Here is a 17,731-nt window from a genome sequence, read left to right as displayed (position 1 = left end):
CACCTTGAGCCGCTCGATCTCCCGCTCGCTCATCTCGATGCGCTTGTCCACCCAGCCCTCCGCTTCCAGACCAACAAGCGGACATTTCTACTTTGCCGGAAGCGGACATTACTATCTTGCTTCTACAGGCCTGTAGCCGTAGTGCCGGCACAGCATGGCCAGGCCCGCGATGAGCGCGCCCATGCCGGTGTGCTGGGTCAGCAAGTAGCCGCTCCAGGCGGCTCTTTGCACCCACTCGCGCACCGACATGCCAAGGCCCACCACGTGCCAGAGGCCCGACCCCGCGGGCGACGTTGCGCCGCCAGCGGCATCCAGCGCCTCGCGCACGGCAAGCGCCGCCGCTGCGCTTCTTTGCGCGATGCCATCGCTCAAGCGCGTGCCCGCGGGCAGCCCATCGAGGCGCGGGCTGGCATATCCCGAGCGAAAGGCCCGCAGGAAGTCCTCCTGGAACTGCCGGCCCGCATCGTGCATGCCCTGCGAGATCGTGCCGGCCTTGAGCATCAGCCCCAGCGTGTCCACCGTCCGGTAGTGCCGCACGCGGCCCCACTCGGCGTCTTCCTCCTCCACGAAGACGGCCGCGCCGCCTGGGCGCAGCAGCACGTCGCCGGGCTCGGGCTCGGCCTTGGGGCGCTCAGCTGCGCGGCTCATGCGCCTGCCTCCACAGAAGCTCGCGCGCCACCGCCGCCCAGGCCTCTGGGGTGGTCTGCGCCGCCCACTGGGGCTCGACCCACATGTGCGCGGACTGCATCGTCAGCAGCACGGAGATCGGCCACATCACGCGCCACGGATGGTAGTTGGCGCGGAAGAACAGCGCCGGAATGCCGCCATCGCGCTGCGCCTGCTCCACCGCCTGCGCCCAGGCGCGGTTGACCTCGTGCGGCACCAGCAGGCTCCAGCGCTTGACCTCGATCGACCAGCCCGGCACCCCGAGAATGTCGCTGTCGCCGTCGTGCTGGCGCACGCGGCGGCTGGCGCTGACCCCCAGCAGGTCGCTGATGATGGCGGCGACTTCGCGCTCTCCGCGCTTGCCTTTCTCGCGGCTCAAAGCTCCCACAGTCCTAGCTCCTCCTGTTGCGGGTTTTGCGGGGTTTGGGGGCGTTTTGCGGGGCGGGTGGCACCACCCCATTACCCCCCTCCAAAAAATCGCTCCTGCGGCCTTCTAGGCCCGTTTGCGGGCATGTTGGGGGCGCAGGCTCGATGAGCTCGTTGCGCTGGAGCCGCTCAAGCACCCCGTCCCAGACCTGCTCCCAATCGCGGCGGTGCATCCGCCGGCAGGCCTCGATGTGGGCCTCCTGAAGGCGGCGCAGGGGCCGGGCGCTGGCAATGAGCCGCGCCATGCACCAGGGGCAGCGCAGGAAGTAGGCGCCGCTGGCGGCGCTGGCGCGCGCAGCCGCGCAGGCCGGGCAGCTCACAGCCAGTCCTCCTGCGCAGGCTGCGGCGCGCGCGCAGGCTCGGGCACGAAGACGCGCGGCGCGCGCAGCGAGTCGGCGCTGAACTGGCGGCAGCCCGCAATCGACCACAGCAGCGCCTTGCGGTCTTGGACGTCGCCGTGGCGCTGCTTGTGCAGCGCGATGTGGCCGTCGGGCAGCGCCGGGTTGTAGTCGGGCTTGGTCGGGTCGTGCTTGGCGTTCCAGACGGAGAGCACGTTGTCTGCGCCATCGGTGATGCGGCTGGAGCCCCCCACGTCGAGCTTGCCCGGGGCCATCGTCTCATCGCGGCCCTTCCTCGGGTGGGCCACCACGTGCACGTGGCTGCCGCTTCGCTTGGCAAAGTCCGCTATCGTCTGAATGGCGCGCTTTTGCGCCGAGAAGGCTCCGCTGCCGTCTTCGGGCACGTCGGAGAGCATCATCAGGCTGTCGATCAGGAAGCAGTCGCAGCCGTACCGTCGGTTGGCGTACTCGAAGACCTTGATGAGCCATGAGAGCTCCACCGAGCCCACCCGGTCGATGACCCACATGCTCTGCCCGATCCAGCGCGCGGCCTGCGCGATGTGCTCAGGATGCGGCCGGTCCTGGCCGGTGGCGATCTTGATGAGGCGCTTGAGCTGCACCGCCGGCGGCATCTCGCCGGAGTAGACGCACCAGCGCGCCCCCAGCGCTGCGTGCTGCACGGATAGCTGCGCCAGAAACTGGCTCTTGCCATGCCCGTTGATGCCGGTCCACACCGACACTTCCCCGGGGCGGAAGACGAGCCAGTCCTGCGTCTTGTGGCCGATCGCAAGCGGGTAGCCCGCCGCTTCCTCGCCAGGCGCGGGCCAGAACATGGCCTGCACGCGCTCGAGGAACGCGTCGAACGGCCTAATGCCATCGGGCTCGATGGGTTTGGCCTCGCTGATGGCTCGGGCGAAGAACTCGGGGCTTTCGCCGGCTTGCAGCGCCTCGTTGGCGTCCTTGTAGGGGGCGAACTCGCACAGCCTCGCGCGCGCCTCGCCCAGCCTTCGGGCCAGCTCCCGCGCGCCCTTGCGTCCGGCCTCATCGGCATCGAAGGCGATCACGATGTCGCTGAAGCGCTCCAGCCGCTCCCAGTCGCTCTCCAGCCACGCAAAGCTGCCTGCGCCGGCGTTGACCGACAGCGCCGCGATGCCCGCCTGGTGCAGCGTCATGGCATCGAGCTCGCCTTCGGTGATGACGATGCGGCGGCACTTGGGGTCGATGAGGTGCCAGCCAAAGAGGCAGGGCTCTGCCTCCTTCATCTGGCGCATGTCGCGCTTCTCAGCGATGTTGCGGAACTTCGCGTTGATGAACTCGCCATCCCTCAGGTAGGGGAAGATGGCGTAGGTCTTGCCGGCTTCCTGGCGCTGCGCGATGCGAAAGTCGCGCGCGGTCTGCTCCTTGATGCCGCGCGAGGCCAGCCACGAAAGCACCTCGGCCGCGGCGGCCGTGCAGGCGGGCTTGGGCGGGCGGCGGTACTCGCGCTTCGGCGCGCCAGCCGGAATCGTCTCGCGCAAGCCAAGCCACTGCGCCGCCTCGCGCATGGCCTGCGCCACCGAGCAGGCCCGCACGGCCATCCACAGATCGAGCAGGTCGCCGCCCTGATCCGTGGCGAAGTCGCGCCAGAGGCCGCGCTTTTGGCCGTGGATGGCCACGGAGAGCGACTGGCCCGGCTCGCCGCTGATGGAGCCGGCCTTCCACTCGCGGCCTGCCCGCTTGCCATTGGGCAGCAGGTAGGCGGCGACGTCTTCGGCGCGCTCGGCAAGCGCTTTGGCGATGTCGGCTGCGTTCACACGATCCTCCCGTCGCGCTCGTACTCATCGGGCCACACAGCCCACACGCCGTCGATGTAGCGCGGCACGCCCTTGCTCCAGTCCCACGCGTGCCAGTCGGCGGTGGAAAGGTCCGTGCCGGTGGGCGTCCAGCGCCCGACCTTCTGGCCTGGCGGCGGCCCGCCGTAGCGCGGCTCGTCCTGCTCCTCGTCCTGCCCGTCCTCCCAGCGCCTGCCGTTGAGCCAGGTGGCCGGATAGGGGATGTACTGGCCGCCGTCGCGGCTCCACTGGCGGCTGGCCTTGTGGCGCTCAAGCGCGGCCAGCAGGCGCTTGAGCAGCTCGGCATCGGGCTTGAGCTTGGCAAAGGCGCGCAGGGCATCCTGGCGCGCGACCTTTCTCGGGTAGGCCGCCCAGAACTGCGCAAATCCCTCGGGCTCGGCCTCTTGGCCGGCACGCGTGGATGGGCCGCCACAGGATCGAGCCCTGCCGCTGCCAGATGAGGCCGCCTCGGCCCCGCCCTCCCCCTTGGGGGGGTAGGGGGGGGTATATGACGGTTCTACTGACGGTTTATTGACGGTTTGGGTGACATCCATGTCACCCGTCTCGGACACACATGTCACCCGTCTGGCGACATCCATGTCACCCGTGACATCCATGTCACCCGTGACGTCCATGTCACCCGTGACATCCATGTCACCCGTGACATCAATGTCACCCGTGACATCAATGTCACCCGTAAAACTCGTCTTGGCGTTGTCGGTGAGCTTGCGAACATTGATCCGGTAGTGCCTGGTACTACCTGGCGCTCCACCGTTTTCATTGCTGACGACTTGCAACCATCCGTCCTCTATTAGTTGGTGCAAGATTCGCTGGGCATGGCGCTCCGATACCGACAACCGCCTTGCGACGGCTGCAACACTCGGATGCAAACTGCATCCAGTCCGATCTGCCCAATCGCACATGGCCAAAAGCGCCAGCTTTTGTGTGGCAGGCAAATTGAGTTGCCAAGCTTTTGCCATCAAATCGATACTCATTTCGCCTCCACTTCGTCGAGGGCGAAACCATACTTGCGCAAACATCCCAGCCCGGCCAGGTCGCGCAGAATGCGCGTGACGTCGTCCATTGGCATGCCGACCAGGCTGGCGATGTCGTGAGCCGAGGCCGGCGTGACGCCAAACCCGCCACCTCGCAAGCAAAACAGCGCCATGAGCACGTGCACCTGCTCGTAGGTCAACCGCCGGTCTTGGATCACTTCGATGGGGATGAGGGCAAACGTGCCGGCTTGCATCAGATCGCCCTCCACACCCGCTGATGCCGTCCGCTTCGGGTGGGCTTGACCTCGCCCGTTGGCATCGCCAGCCCGGCCTTTTGCAGCTCCGGCAGGCGCTTGCGGATCGCGTAGGGCTCCACGCCCAACTCCGCGCCCAGCTGCTCTGGCGTCAGCGGCCCATGGAATCGGAGCATGGCAAGGATGCGGGCTCGTTGACTGCCGGCGAACTCGGCGGTGCGCCGTGCGGCCTCATGGCTCGTGGCCGGATCGGTCTTGCGCGCCAGCCTCATGGTTGCGCCCCTCCCGAGCAAACCTCCGATGGCGCCGCCTCGTTGGGATAAAGGTCTGGGCGCAGCTCATGGCGCGTGACCTGCCCCGCGGTGGCGCGCTCCACCGCCAGCGCGCGCGCTGCCGGCACGCGCCCCTTCTTCACCCACAGGTGCACCGCCTGCGGTCGCACCCCCACCCGTTGGGCCAGCGCCGTCTGCGACCCCGCGCAGCGGATCGCCTGATACAACGCGCGCTGCATCGACCTTGCGCTTACCATCGTCAACTCCTTGGCTGATTGGTAATGCTTGTCAGTCTAGCTTTATGTTTTGGGGAATCAAACCTTTCGTTGCCTTTTTCAAGCACAACTAGTAAGATGACGCCATGACCCCCTTTACCCTCGCCTTGCGGCGCTTGTTCGAGCGCCACCCGCATGCCAACCAAACGGAGCTCGCGCGCTTTGTCGGCGTCACGCCGCAGGCGGTGCAGCAGTGGGTGGCCGGCGCCACGCAGCCCTCGCCTGAGCGCATCGAGAAGGTGGCGCAGTTCTTTGGCGTGCGCGCCGCCGATTTGCTGCAGCGGCTGGCCAACGAGGAGGCCAGCGCCGCCGAGCGAGCCTTGAAGGAGGCGCTGCAGGCCGAGGGCTGGACGGTGGAGGCGCTGCGCCGGCTCGATGCCACCCTGCCCGAGCTGTTTCAGGAGGAGGGCTTCTGTCCCGATCTGAAGGCCACGCAAGACGGCCACACCCTCTACATCGAGATCAAAAGCCGCCCCCTGGGTCAGCGCGGGGTGGCGCAGTACCGCCGACTGCTGTCGCTGGCGCAGCGCGCCGGCAACCTGATCGTGGCCGAGCCCGGCGAGTGGCGGCTTGCCGTGGCCCAAGCGCAGCGCTGGCTTGCGGCGCAACAGGTCTTGCCCGATGAGCGTTATGTGCGCTTGGCCCTGCTTGACGTCGAAGCCGGCGCAGGAGGCGGGCGCGTCAATGCCGAGCACCCCGATTTCGTCGGCGAGATCACGCTGGCGCGCGAAGAGGCCTGGGCGCTTTTGGGGCGGCGCGATCTGGCCGCGCTCAAACTCATCAGCGTGCGCGGCGACTCGATGATGCCGACCCTGCATCCGCGCGATCTGCTCTTTGTCGACACCCGCATCACCACGTTCAAGGAAGACGGCCTCTATGTCCTCCTCTTGGAGGACGCCTTGCTCGTCAAGCGCCTGCAGCGGCTGCCCGGCGGGCGCATCGCCGTCAAAAGCGACAACCCCGCCTACGAGACTTTCACGCTGGAGCCTGCGCACGCCGCGCGCATCATCGGTCAGGTCATCGCCGCCTTGCCGCTGCGCTTCACCTTGTTTGCGTAAGGCGCGCAAGCGACGCTTGTTATTGCCGCGCCGAGCGTCCTGAAGCGGCTCATGACTTGTAGTATCTCCTTGTTGATGCAAGGAGAGGCTCGATGCGCATTCGTCCATTCGCTCCAAGGGGCGGCGTGGCGACGCCACGCTCGCCGCGGCCTGCGCGCAGGCGGTGCGGCGCTGATGGCCTGGGGGCTGGGCGATGAGGCTCCCAGAACCCTACCGCTGCGCGCTCATCGCCGCGGCAAGCGCGGGCGCGCAGGCCATCGATCGCATCGTCGATGAAGCCCGGCGCGCGCATCCCGAGCTGTTCGTCAGCGCTGAGGAGGATCGGCTGCGCTTGATCGCCCGCGAGGCGCTTGAGCGCTACGCGAGCCATGCCAGCGACATGAGCGACTTTGAGGCGCGCTGCGCCGACATGCGCACGATCCTGGCCGCGCTGCGGCGCGGGCTTTCTCTGGAGAGGCAACGATGAGCTTCACCAAAGCCACCAAACGCAAGGCCAGGTTGCGCCTGGCGCTGGCCGGCCCCTCCGGCTCCGGCAAGACCTACTCCGCCCTGGCGGTGGCCAGCGGCATCGGCAGCAAGATCGCCGTCATCGACACCGAGCACGGCTCGGCGTCTCTGTACGCCGACCGCTTCAGCTTCGACGTGATGGAGATGGGGCCGCCGTTTTCGCCGGAGCGCTTCATCGAGGCGATCCGCGAGGCGACTGCCGCCTACGACGTCTTGATCATCGACTCCATCACCCACGAGTGGAGCGGAGAAGGCGGCATCCTCGACCTCCACGACAAGCTCACCCGCGCCTCCAAATCCGGCAACAGCTACACCGTCTGGGCCGAGGTGACGCCGCGCCACAACCGGCTTCTAGACGCGATCCTGCGCGCGCCGATTCATCTCATCGCCACGCTGCGCAGCAAGACGGAGTATGTCATCCAGGACGTGGGCGGCAAGAGCGTGCCGAGGAAGGTCGGCTTGGCGCCAGTGCAGCGCGACGGCTTCGAATACGAGTTCACCACCGTCTTGGAGCTGTCGCTCGATGGCCACCTGGCCACCGTGAGCAAGGATCGCACGGGGCTTTTTGACGGGCGCGATCCGGCCCCGCTTTCTGCCGAGACCGGGCGGATGCTGATCGAGTGGCTGGAGTCGGGGCAGGAGCCGCCGGTCTTCGATGTCGAGGCGGAGATCGCCCGCATCGCGCGCGCCGCCAGCATCGATGACCTCAAGGCGATCTGGGCCGACACGCCGGATGCCCACCGCCCGCAGATCAAGGAAGCGCTTTCGCGGCGCAAGGCTGAACTCACGCAAGGAGAGCACGCATGATCCCAACCTACACCGCAAGCACCCAATATCTTCGCGCCGCCGACTTCGGGTCGCAGTATCTGGACGAGTCCGGCGCCTTCGTGGTCACGATCGAGGCCGCCCGCGCCGTGCAGTCGAGCAAGGGCGGATGGGGCGTGGAGCTGCACTTCACCGCCGATGATGGCCGCCGACCGCGCTTCGCGCCCTGCCTGTGGACACTCTCGCCAACAGGCGAGCGCTACTTCGGCCACGATCTGCTCGATGCGATCCTCTTCTGCGCGGGCTTTCCCGAAGGCCATGCCTTGAAGCCGGGCAAGGTGCGCTACTGGCGCTTCGACCGCGAGATCGGCGAGGAGGTCGAGGCCATCGGCGATGGCTACCCGGATCTTGCCGGCAGGAAGGTGGGCCTGGTGCTGCAGCGCGAGATTTACACCACCAAGACCGGCAAGGAGGGCTCGCGGCTTGCCATTGTCGGGGCGTTCGACCCGGCCACCCGCCAGACCGCCAGCGAGAAGAAGGAGGGACTCGAGCCGAAGATACTGTCAAGCCGCCTCGCGCGGCTCAAGGACAAGGATAGCCGCAGTGCCGATACGCTTGCACTGGCAACCGACAACAGCGCACCGGTGGCCCCAGCGGGCGCGTTTGACGATCTGGAAGACTCCATCCCGTTTTAGGAGGCGAGCATGGCCCTACCCGCCCTGTATGAACTCGCCGCCGATTATCGGCAGGCGTTGGAGAAACTGGCCGAGCTCGATCTGCCCGACGAGGTCGTGCAAGACACGCTCGAAGGCCTGAAAGGCGAGATCGAGGTCAAGGCCGCGAACGTAGCCGCCTTCGTGCGCAACCTGGAAGCGACAGCCGCCGCGATCCGGCAGGCGGAAGAAAGCATGGCCGCGCGTCGGAAGGCGCTGGAGGCCCGAGCCGAGCGCATCCGGTCGTATCTGCTTGCCAACCTGCAGGCCTGCGGCATCACCAAGATCGAGTGCCCGTGGTTCGTGGTGGCGATCCGCAAGAACCCGCCGTCTGCGGAAATAGTCGACGAAGCGCTCTTGCCCGAGCGCTTCCTCGTCGCGCCACCACCTCCACCGCCAAGGCCGGACAAACGCGCCATCCTCGAAGCGCTCAAGGCCGGCGAGGAGGTGCCGGGGGCAAGGCTGACCCAGGGGGTGCGGGTGGAGATTCGGTGAGGGCAAAGAAAAACCCTGCCCCTCGTGAGAAGGACAGGGTTTCAATCACCTCAAGCACCTACCCGAGGGCGGGTGCTTGTCTCCGGGGAGATTAGGCCCAGGTACCGAAGTTGGCAGCCACGAAGCCCGAGGTAGCGTCGGTCAGAACGCCCACCGTGGTGATGTTCTCGAAGGTGGCGAGCTTGACTTCACCGCCGACCAAACCATCAGCATCGTACCAGAGTTCAGCCACACCAGAAGCGTTGTTAATGACGATGATTGCCGTTTCTCCACCAGTAGCGAGTTCTGCCTTAGCCGCTGCATCATTTGCCACAGCAAACCCGAGTATCGACAATTTACTAGCCACCCCATCCGCTCCGGCAGTGTTGGTGGTCACGACCACCGCATTAAAGGTCATTGTGTTGGCAGTATCCACCGACAGCTTGTCACCGCCGGAGCCCAAGGCAAAGTCCGTAATCGTGACAAAGCCAGTGCCGGTCACGCCATTAATCTTCAGCTCATCAGCCCCAGCGCCCAAGGTGACGTTGGAATTGTTGGCCGTAGTCACAGTCACGGTGTCTTTGCCGGCACCAGCGTCGATGACGTTCTTGGCATTCGCGTTGCTCGTGCCCGTAATCGTGTCATCATTGCTGCCGCCATAAATGGTCAGCGTTTCGAGTGTCGTACCGGCAAAATTCAACCCATCCAGGGTCAGCTTGCCAGTGGCGGCGGCGCCATCAATGGTCAGATTCTTGCCTATACTGTAGGTAGCAGTTCCTGCAAAATGCACTTTATGAGCGCCCGAGCCCTTGACCTCCACGACGCTGACTTTGGAGGTATTCGCCAACTGCAAGTCCAACTTGGTTGAGCCATCGACGGTTACCTTGGCCCCCGAATCAACCGTCAATTGAGCGATGGAGTTACCGGTGGTTGTACCGCCTTCGGACTTGATATTGATGGTTTCGACATCAGCAATGGTCAAGCTAGCTGCAACAGCGACGTCTGTTGCGTCGGTTGCGTGGTCCAAGGTGAGGTTCAGCACGTTGGTGGAGCTGGATGCTGCGCCCTTGACCGCCAAGCTGCTGGCGCCTGTGGTGCCGTAGGTCAGGATCACGGTTGAACCGTTGGCCAAGCCGGAGGCCACCAGCGCATCGCCGCCAGCCGCGCTGTCGCGGAAGGTGTAGGTATCCACCCCGGTCACGTTGGTCAGATTGGTAACAGCAGTGGCGGCAGTGTTACGGTCGATGACAAGGTTGAGGTTTGCCGTATGCCCCGACGCATCCAAGGTCTGGCCATTAATCAATCCATGCGCAACCCGCAAATCCAGGTCTGCCGCCCCGGTCACGACGGTCTTGGTGACTGCGTTGACGTTTGCGCCAGCAGTCAGAGCAACGGTATTTTTCGTCGAACCGGCGCTTTCCAGATTCAGGGTCTCCAGCGCGCCCGCGCCTGCAATCGTTGTAGTCACCGTGATGCCCGGAATCACTGTACCGCTTGCAGTCATACCCGAGACCTTAAGCGCCAAGGATTCGGCATTACCGCCAGCAGTCGTGCCCGCCAACGAATCAACATCCAAGGTCAGCGTCTTGTTGTAGTTCTTCACTTCAATGGTCGGAGCTGCCTTGGCGTTGATGCTTTGGAGTGTGCTGTTGGCGGCACCAGTCAGCGTAACGGTCTTGGTACCCGTCACGTTAGCGAAGCTCAGACCTGAGCCCGCAACTGTGGCCGTCAAGTTGATGGTTTCAATATTCTGGATGGCAGTAGGGGTCACTACAGCCCCGGACGACAGCGTAGCGTTCAAGACGTCAGCATCGGTCGTGCTGCCGTCCACCAGCGCGTCAGCGTTGTTCAGCGTCCCAGCGCCTGCGTTCACCGTTTCATTGCCCGAGGTGAATTTGAAGTCGGATGTAATCAGACCGCCATTCTTGAACGAAGAGATGGTGTCGGCGTAGTCCGTACCCACAGTGAGCGTGAAGGTCTGACCCTGGTTAGGGTTGGCCGGGGTACCCGCCAGCAGGGCGTCGATGGCAGCTGGGGTGCTGACATCCGACGTTGCCGTCACGTTGGCCAGCGCGCCCTGCAGGGTGGGCAGGTCGGTGCTGTCGAAGAGCTTGGTTTCGGTCAGGTACTTCGCTACCTTGACCTTGTTTTCGAACATCTTGGCGGTGTTGCCCCAGTCGGCGTCGGTGTGCGGCTTGTTGGCCAGGTTGTTGAAGACCTGGTAGATGACCTTGCCGCGGCTCCAGCCGCCAGCCAGCGCCGCCTTGATGTCCGCCACGGCTTGGTCCTTGGCAGCTTGGGTGGCGCTGCTGCCGACCACATCATTGACCAGCTTGGTCGCGAACTGCTCATCGGTGAAGAACGCCGGGTAGCGCGACAGGAACTGGGGCTTGGTGGTGTATTCCTCGACGATGCGTTGCGTGTTCCAGCCAAACGCGTACGCGTCCGCGATTTGGTTCATGTAAGTGACGCCCGGCACCGCGCCAAAGGCGACGACGAAAAACCGGTAGGCATCTTGCTGCTGAGAAGCGGTCAAAGCCATGGAGACTCTCCTTGAGTGAGTGACAATCGAGCCAGCGTCCAGTTGGACGCCCGCATCGTGATTCTATAAACGCTTGCGCGCGCGGCGGTCGCTGGACAGCGAAAATAGTGTGATGACGGTCACATGGTGCAGCGCGCACGCAACAGCCCACCCCAGGGCGTTCATCGCTCCCACTGGTGTTGCCAGCGCAGCATCAGGCTGCGCTCTTGCCCCCGATACAGCGCTAGGTTGGACCAACGCCGCGTCCAGCTGAGGCTGAGCTCGAGGCTGTTGCGTTGGCGCGGGTCGCGCCACAGAGTCCAGCGCGCATCGACGTCGACGGCGGCAACGCGACGGGGGGCGCCGTTGCCCAGCAGCGGGCTATACCCTTGGAGGTCGGCCTGGGCGTAGCCTTGGGCGTTGAGGCTGGCACGCTCACCCAGGCGCCAGCGCGCTCGAATACCCGCGCGCGCCTGGTCGGCTCGGCGCGAGGCGTGTGCAACACGGCGGCGCGCCAGCTCGGCATCCAGCCACAGCGCGGCATCGGCGGGCCATCCCCGTGCGTAGCTGGCGCGGCCATCTTCTTGCTGAACGGTCCAAACCAGTCTGAGGGTGGCGCCACTGCGGCGGCTGCTCGGTTCATCGAACAGCCCGACGACAGCCTGGGGGCTGGCGCGGCGGCCTGGCGCGGCGCCGGTCTCGCCCAATGTCGCGCCCCAGAGCAAGGCGGCGTGCCGCCCGCCGTCGAGGGCCTGTTGGGCGCGCGCCGTCACGTACTGACCCGCGCTCAGCGGCGCCGTCAGCCCCAGCCGCCACGCCGTGCGGGCGTCGGATAGGGTGCTTGCCTGCACGGCAGCATCCCACACGACACCGCGCGGGCTTTGATAAGCCCACTCCACGCTGTGTAACCAGGCAGGCTTGGGCTGGCTGGCATTGGGCAATAAAACGGGCCCAGATGGCAGCGTGATTTCGACCTCGCGCGCCGGGCTCAGCAGCAGCGGGTTGTCGCTGTATTGCAATCCATAGGCAAACAGTGCCGCGCCGCCGGCGGCCGCTGGGCCGCCGCTCAGGCTGCTTTGCAGGGCTTGTCGCAGCGCCGGGGTCAGCCGGGGGTCGCGCAGCGCACTGTCGATCAGCGGCTGCGCTTGGGCGCTGTCGCCGCTGCGCTGAATGATTAGGGCCAGTTGGACGAGCGCCTCGATTCGATCGGGGTCGAGCATGAGAGTTCGCTCGAGCCAAAGCTGCGCCCGCAGGGTATCACCGTCGTGCAGCGCCTGCTGCGCTTGCTGCCACGCCTGCTCGGCCGCAGCGGTGTCGCTGCCTGCAGACTGTGCGGCAACTGCCCCGCAGCATAGGGCCAGCGCGGCGGCGCTGGCACGCATGATGTGCGCCATCGCGCCGAGGGCGCCGTCCAGGGGTGAATTGGCTGCCGTCATGGCGCGTCGTCGGCGATGATGTATTGCCACAGCTGGTGCGGCTGGTTGCGGTTGGGCAGCAGAAAGTGGCCCATCGGTTGCAGTCGGGGGTCTGAATGGGGGGAGAGTGGCACTTGTGCAGCCACGGCCCCGACGACGATGGGTGCAGCCAGTTCGATGGCCAGCTGCAACATGGCAAGCACATCGTTGGCGACGGGCCCCAGCACGACGCTGCGCCGCGCGCCAGGGTGGCCGACCAGACCGTGCAGATAGGCGCCCTGCTCCAGCGCCATATAGACCGACAGGGGGCGATGCGCCGATTCGTTGCGCCGCAGCAGCGAGATGAGTTCGGCGCGCAGCTGCTGCGCCGCCTGCAGCGCCGAGCGTAGGGTCGGCGCCGGGGCGTCGGGCCATTCGACATACAGCGTGGCCCCTTGAGCATTGGCCAGACGTCCGTTGTGGCGCTGCGCCACGCGGTGGGCGCTGGCGTGGATGGCGTGGATGAGGGCCAGCGCTTGTAAGCTGTCAGCGGTGCTGACCCATGCGTCCAGCCCTTCGATTCGAACGCCCAAGAGGATGCCGTTGCAGACCTGCCCCAGGCCTTCCGGGTGCACGGCCTGCTGGGCGATGTGCTGCGCCAGCACCGGGGGGACGAAGTCGGCCAAGGCCTCAGCCAGCGCGCGCACCGCTTGCCGCTGGCGCTGGTAGGCCCACAGCAACGCCACCCCGACGACCGCCGCCGCCGCTGCGGTGGGAGCCATCACCGGCAAGGCTGGGCCCGCCAGCAAGCGGGTGACGGCAGCGACGCTGGCCGGCAGGCTCAGGGCGAGGACGGTGCTGGCCAGCAGCGGCGCTGCCAGCACCGGACGCTGGACCCGGATTTCAGCGGCAACGCTGCGCACGATGCGCTGCCACGGCCACAGCGCCAGCGTGGCGCATAGCGCCAGCAGCGCTGCCATGAGCCGGGGTTGCTGGACCGGCGCGGCTGGCCAGTGGTCGCCGGCAGCCAGGGCCTGGGCGAGCAGTTCGGCGTGTATGCTGACACCTGGCGCGTGGGTGTGCCGCGGTGTATTGATACGGTCGCCACTGCCCAGCGCGGTGGAGCCCAACAGCACGATGCGCCCGCTCAGCTCGGGTCCAGGCTCGCCGGTTGCGGCACCGCGCAACAGGCGCGCGGCGCTGACCGCCGGCCAATGGTCGTGCGCCCTGCGGTACGGGATGGATAGCCAGCCCTGGGCGTCGAGGGCAAAGCGCCATGACCCGCGTTGCAGCCACTGCGCGGGCTGCCACGGCAAGCGGCTGCGGCGCAGTTGCCAGGTTTGCTGGGGTTCGGCACGGGCTGCAGCAGCCAGTGCGATTTGCGGCACCGCCCGAGGTGACGCCCCCACTGCCCCGACCGCCGCAGAGCCGGTGCAAATGACCGCGGGCAGGCGGCGCAGGCGGCCGTCGGGGTCGGGGGTTGCCACCAGGTGACCCACGGCGGCAAGATCGACGGCCTGGGCCAACTGCGGCGCCAGCCCCAGGTGCCCGGTGACTGGGGGAGTCTGACTACACAGGGGGGGCGCAGCGTCTTCGGCGGCCGTCACAAGACGGCCCACGAGCGGCGGATCCTGCACGGAGGGATCGACGACGGGCGCTTGCCCCAGTACGATGTCGCCACGACGCAGCTGCTCGGCCAGCAGGTGGTCACCGGGCGCTTCTTCGGGCAGGTACAGGTCCCACACCTGCATGCGGGCGCCTTGAGCGCGCAGCCGCTGCGCCAGTTCGGCCAAAAGGCTGCGCGGCCACGGCCATGGACCCAGTTCCTGCAAGCTGCGCTCATCGATGTCGACGATGATGACGTCCGGCGGCGCCGGCGCATCAGGCATCCAGCGGGTGAGCTGATCGTGCCAGCCTTGATCGGCGGCCCGCATGGGCGGCAAGGCAGCGCCCAGCGCCGCCGCGAGCGCCGCTGCAGCGACAACGATGACGGCGACCAGGGTTGGCCGAGCGCCCCACAGCCCCCTCAGATTGCGGGCCGTCATCGAGCAGACCAGAGCGTCACGCCTTGGTACGCGCCCTCGGGCGTTTGCATGACGAAGGTGTAGCCGGCCTCGCGTCCATTCACGGATACGGCGCCCGCGACGCGCTGTGTGGCGCCAACGGTGGCAAAGATGCCCTCGTCGTTGATGCGACCTTCGGCACGCAAGGCACGGGCGGGCTGTTGCGCCGCACTCAGCCCCAGTTCGGTGCCGTAGCGCATGCGGTCAAAATCGATGCTCAGCTGCGAGTGCGTGATACGCACGTTTTGATAAGAGGCGTCTGCCGTGCGCAATACGGCCTGCCCCGCCGCCAGAGCGAAATCGAATTGCCCGCGCAAGCTCGACGGCAACGTGGCACGCTCCTGCGTGCGCCACAGGGCGTACTGCCCCAACTCGCCGACCGTGACGCTGCGCCCCGCAGCGGCTTGCTCGTAGCTTTGCAGCAGGTCAAACGGCGGGGCGCCGACGCCCACGCGATCAAAACGGCCCCATGCCAATTGGACCGGCATGGGCACAGACGTTTGTGACACCGAATCGGGCAGACGGTCAGCCAAGGTAGGCGGCGGCGCCACCGCCACGTCGTCCCCTGACGTCGGTATCCGGGCGCGGGCAGCGGCAACGACGACCCCGCCACCCTCGGCAGGATGGGCACTGACGCGAATACCGAGGAGTTTCTCCACCTCGGCCGTGCGCAGGGCGTGCTGACCGTGCGTGGTGTCCTGGCTGAGCAGGATCATGCGCTGGGGATGGTCTGCGCTGACGAGGACCGCGGTGGCGGCCGCATCGGAGCCGGAGGCGGCGGCATCAGAGCTCTTGGGTGTTACCACGATGGCACCTTCGTGGACGTACGCGGAGACCTCTTGCGCGGAGGCGCGCGCCAAATAGTCGGTGCCCCGCACGCCGATGACGGCAATCGGGGTATTCAAGCGATAACGCTCGGGCTCGCGGCGGGCGGCTTCGCCGGAGATTTGACGCACGACGCCACGAACCAGGTCAAATTCGATATCGACGTCTTTGTCCACGCGGTAGCGCCGCACGACGAGCTCGGTCTGCGGCCGCACCGACAAGCGCGCGCGATCGGCAAACACGAGCATGACGATGCCGTCGTCACCGGTCAGGATCCGATCTTGTTCGGCAACGATACTGCCAACGGCCAGGGGCTGCACTCGCCCGTCGGCGGCGACACGCTGCGCTTGTCCAACGACCAAAACGACCCGCGCCACTTCGGCTGGCGCCGCAGCCATTTGGGCGTGTGCGCACACACAGCTCACCGCGGCGATCGCGCAGAGAACCACCCTCCGGTACCACAGCATCAACGCGTTCATCGAAAAACTCCCATGGCCAAGAACGCGGGGGACACGGACGCCCCGCCCCGGGGCTGGCCCAGCGTCCACGTCGCCTCCGCCATCCAGGCGCGCACGCAAATCGTGTAGCATCCGGTGCCCGTCCAGCGCCCGGGCGCCGTCGGCGCTGTTAGCCTCGAGCGCCATTGTACGCAATGCCTTGGTTTGAAGGGAAGGACCTTTGCCGGTTTCGGTGCTGTTGCTTCAGTCCAGTCGCTGGTTGGCAGACGCAGCGCCGACCGCGTTGGCCTATGCGGCCGAACACATGGCCTTGCAAACCTTGCGCCGGCGCGAGGTGTTGATGCGGCAAGGCCAGCCCTTCGACGGCTTGGCCGTGGTGGTGCAGGGCTCGCTGCAGGCGATGCAAACCACGCTGGACGGTTATGAGGCAGCGGTGGCAACCGCCCAGGCCGGCGACCCGGTGGGTTTGGTGGACTTGCTGCGCGATGGCGGCGACCATCCGCCAACGCCGCTGTATTGGATTGCGCACGCCGGCGGCGCGATGGTAGCGGTGATGCCCAAGGCCCACGCCCTGCAGTGGTTGACCATGGCCGACATGGGGCTGCGCGCTGCACGCTGGTTGGCCCGTTATGTGAGCGATGGGCTGGCATGGCAAGCACTGCAGGGGCTGCATCCGGTGGCTGTGCGCATTTGCGCCGCCCTGCTGCACTTGGCCGCTCCCGGCGGTGCGCTGACTCTGCCCACACAGGCAGAGCTCGGTTGGCGGCTGAACACCACGCGGGAGTCGGTGGCGCGGGTTTTGCAGCGCCTGCAGCGCGACGGCGTGCTGGCGCGTCGCGAGCACGGTTGGCAAATCGTGGATATGCCGGCGCTGCAACGCCTGGCGCGGCCACCGGAGTCGCTGGATGATTTGGACGGTTGAGGCCTGGCGCGGCGTGGCCGCCTGGTTGGTGGTGTGGGCGCATTGGGCGCCAGCGCTCGGGTGGGTCCGGCCCGGCGAGACATATGCCTTCGTTGGCGTCGATATTTTCTTTGTGCTGAGCGGCTTTGTATTTGGGCCCGCACTATTTCGCGGCATCGGTTCTTTGGGCTCCTATTTGGTCAGACGTGCGCTGCGTATCTACCCCGCTTATGCGCTGGCTTTGTTGCTGTATGTGCTGTTGGCGTGGCGTCAGGATCGGCCGCTGCTTTTCCTGTGGGAGCACGTATTTTTTTTGCATGTGCAAAGCCGGGAAATGGCGTTTTACTACAATCCGGCATTTTGGAGTCTGCCAAGTGAGGTGGAATATTATGCGCTGTTGCCACTGCTTGCCTGGTGTACGCGGCGATGGCAAGAGCATGCCTTGCTGGTATTTTTGTCGATAGCGTTGGGCTTGCGGTTGGCGCTGCTGTGGGCCAGTGACGGCGACCCCGATTCGGTCTGGTTTATTTGGGCGCATCATTTGCCGGGTACCGCGCTTGAATTTTTTTTCGGCGCGGCGGCGTGGTATTTGGCGCAGCGAACCGACTGCGCACGGGTGCGGTGGCGGCGCGCCGTCGCCGGTGCGGCGGTGGGTATTGCCACGGTCTTCGTTTACGCCGGACTGCATGCGCTACAGGGTGATGCACACTGGCACAGCAGCCTGCTGGTTGCGGTAACCGCTGCTGGTTTTGCTTGGTTTCTGTCGGCGACATGCAACTGGCAACCCGAGACGAGGTGGCTGCGGTTGGCGGGCTGGTGGGCGGGGCGGTTGAGTTATGCCATTTATTTATTGCACATGGCCTGGCTGGTTTACCTGTTGTGGATGCGTGACCGCATCGGCATCGAGTGGAGCGTGGCGACGGCAACATTGGGCTTGGTGGCAAGCGCAGCGTTGCTGCATTGGGGCTGGGAGGAGCCCATCCGGCAGTGGGCGCGGCGGCAGCGATGACGAATG

At 66.2% G+C, this 17,731-nt stretch carries 19 protein-coding genes and 1 pseudogene; 7 read left to right on the top strand and 13 right to left on the bottom strand.

Annotation, left to right across the window (positions count from 1 at the left end; all coding sequences use genetic code 11):
* Positions 1–111: 111 nt before the first annotated feature.
* From Tchar_RS08750 to Tchar_RS08715, 9 genes and pseudogenes are all read right to left on the bottom strand, one after another.
* Positions 112–648: a hypothetical protein gene (locus Tchar_RS08750; RefSeq protein WP_144328688.1), complete on the bottom strand. Its 537-nt coding sequence runs from the start codon at positions 646–648 to the stop codon at positions 112–114.
* Positions 632–1,054: a putative PDDEXK endonuclease gene (locus Tchar_RS08745; RefSeq protein WP_144328687.1), complete on the bottom strand. Its 423-nt coding sequence runs from the start codon at positions 1,052–1,054 to the stop codon at positions 632–634. Before Tchar_RS08745 ends, Tchar_RS08750 begins: the two co-directional genes overlap by 17 nt.
* 4 nt (positions 1,055–1,058) lie before the next feature.
* A complete protein-coding gene (locus Tchar_RS08740) occupies positions 1,059–1,412 on the bottom strand; it encodes a hypothetical protein (protein WP_144328686.1) in 354 nt (117 codons plus the stop codon).
* Positions 1,409–3,223: a toprim domain-containing protein gene (locus Tchar_RS08735; RefSeq protein WP_144328685.1), complete on the bottom strand. Its 1,815-nt coding sequence runs from the start codon at positions 3,221–3,223 to the stop codon at positions 1,409–1,411. The genes Tchar_RS08740 and Tchar_RS08735 overlap by 4 nt, the downstream gene beginning before the upstream one ends.
* Entirely contained in the window at positions 3,220–3,795 is a 576-nt protein-coding gene (locus Tchar_RS08730) for a hypothetical protein (RefSeq protein WP_132962102.1), read from the bottom strand. The genes Tchar_RS08735 and Tchar_RS08730 overlap by 4 nt, the downstream gene beginning before the upstream one ends.
* A 252-nt stretch (positions 3,796–4,047) precedes the next feature.
* Positions 4,048–4,221, bottom strand: a pseudogene (locus Tchar_RS14320) (helix-turn-helix domain-containing protein); the annotation flags it as partial.
* 11 nt (positions 4,222–4,232) lie between these two features.
* Complete coding sequence (locus Tchar_RS08725) at positions 4,233–4,490, bottom strand: hypothetical protein (RefSeq protein ID WP_144328683.1); 258 nt, start codon at positions 4,488–4,490, stop codon at positions 4,233–4,235.
* A complete protein-coding gene (locus Tchar_RS08720) occupies positions 4,490–4,762 on the bottom strand; it encodes a helix-turn-helix domain-containing protein (RefSeq protein WP_144328682.1) in 273 nt (90 codons plus the stop codon). Before Tchar_RS08720 ends, Tchar_RS08725 begins: the two co-directional genes overlap by 1 nt.
* Positions 4,759–5,019, bottom strand: coding sequence for a transcriptional regulator (locus tag Tchar_RS08715; protein ID WP_236640403.1), 261 nt, complete (start codon positions 5,017–5,019; stop codon positions 4,759–4,761). The genes Tchar_RS08720 and Tchar_RS08715 overlap by 4 nt, the downstream gene beginning before the upstream one ends.
* Positions 5,020–5,123: 104 nt before the next feature.
* Between Tchar_RS08715 and Tchar_RS08710 the strand changes: the two genes are divergently transcribed.
* The 5 genes from Tchar_RS08710 to Tchar_RS08690 all read left to right on the top strand — a co-directional run bounded on the left by Tchar_RS08710 (position 5,124) and on the right by Tchar_RS08690 (position 8,575).
* The gene (locus Tchar_RS08710) at positions 5,124–6,095 is read left to right on the top strand and encodes a LexA family transcriptional regulator (RefSeq protein ID WP_144328681.1); all 972 of its coding nucleotides are present in this window, start codon (positions 5,124–5,126) and stop codon (positions 6,093–6,095) included.
* Between the two features lie 193 nt (positions 6,096–6,288).
* Complete coding sequence (locus Tchar_RS08705; RefSeq protein WP_144328680.1) at positions 6,289–6,561, top strand: hypothetical protein; 273 nt, start codon at positions 6,289–6,291, stop codon at positions 6,559–6,561.
* Entirely contained in the window at positions 6,558–7,409 is an 852-nt protein-coding gene (locus tag Tchar_RS08700) for an ATP-binding protein (protein ID WP_144328679.1), read from the top strand. The genes Tchar_RS08705 and Tchar_RS08700 overlap by 4 nt, the downstream gene beginning before the upstream one ends.
* Positions 7,406–8,062 (top strand): hypothetical protein, encoded by a 657-nt coding sequence (locus tag Tchar_RS08695; RefSeq protein ID WP_144328678.1) that lies wholly within the window; start codon positions 7,406–7,408, stop codon positions 8,060–8,062. Before Tchar_RS08700 ends, Tchar_RS08695 begins: the two co-directional genes overlap by 4 nt.
* 9 nt (positions 8,063–8,071) lie before the next feature.
* Complete coding sequence (locus tag Tchar_RS08690) at positions 8,072–8,575, top strand: siphovirus Gp157 family protein (protein ID WP_144328677.1); 504 nt, start codon at positions 8,072–8,074, stop codon at positions 8,573–8,575.
* A 91-nt stretch (positions 8,576–8,666) separates the two neighbouring features.
* Here Tchar_RS08690 and Tchar_RS08685 read toward each other — a convergent pair whose 3' ends face one another.
* The 4 genes from Tchar_RS08685 to Tchar_RS08670 form a co-directional block, all read right to left on the bottom strand.
* On the bottom strand, positions 8,667–11,096 hold the full coding sequence (locus Tchar_RS08685) for a beta strand repeat-containing protein (RefSeq protein WP_144328676.1): 2,430 nt from the start codon (positions 11,094–11,096) through the stop codon (positions 8,667–8,669).
* A gap of 161 nt (positions 11,097–11,257) precedes the next feature.
* Positions 11,258–12,511: a hypothetical protein gene (locus Tchar_RS08680; RefSeq protein WP_144328675.1), complete on the bottom strand. Its 1,254-nt coding sequence runs from the start codon at positions 12,509–12,511 to the stop codon at positions 11,258–11,260.
* Positions 12,508–14,514 carry a CHASE2 domain-containing protein gene (locus Tchar_RS08675; protein ID WP_144328674.1) on the bottom strand — a complete coding sequence of 669 codons (2,007 nt, stop codon included), beginning with the start codon at positions 14,512–14,514 and terminating at the stop codon, positions 12,508–12,510. Before Tchar_RS08675 ends, Tchar_RS08680 begins: the two co-directional genes overlap by 4 nt.
* Complete coding sequence (locus tag Tchar_RS08670; protein WP_161595492.1) at positions 14,511–15,836, bottom strand: FecR family protein; 1,326 nt, start codon at positions 15,834–15,836, stop codon at positions 14,511–14,513. The genes Tchar_RS08675 and Tchar_RS08670 overlap by 4 nt, the downstream gene beginning before the upstream one ends.
* Before the next feature lie 211 nt (positions 15,837–16,047).
* Here Tchar_RS08670 and Tchar_RS08665 point away from each other — a divergent pair, with 211 nt between their 5' ends.
* Together Tchar_RS08665 and Tchar_RS08660 are read left to right on the top strand one after the other, a co-directional pair.
* The gene (locus Tchar_RS08665) at positions 16,048–16,737 is read left to right on the top strand and encodes a Crp/Fnr family transcriptional regulator (protein ID WP_161595491.1); all 690 of its coding nucleotides are present in this window, start codon (positions 16,048–16,050) and stop codon (positions 16,735–16,737) included.
* Positions 16,721–17,725, top strand: coding sequence for an acyltransferase family protein (locus Tchar_RS08660; protein WP_144328671.1), 1,005 nt, complete (start codon positions 16,721–16,723; stop codon positions 17,723–17,725). Before Tchar_RS08665 ends, Tchar_RS08660 begins: the two co-directional genes overlap by 17 nt.
* Positions 17,726–17,731 lie beyond the last annotated feature (6 nt).

It is taken from the genome of Tepidimonas charontis (assembly GCF_007556685.1).
In the GTDB taxonomy this organism is placed as follows: Bacteria; Pseudomonadota; Gammaproteobacteria; order Burkholderiales; family Burkholderiaceae_C; genus Tepidimonas; species Tepidimonas charontis.
This window is presented reverse-complemented; position numbering and strand designations above follow the sequence as displayed.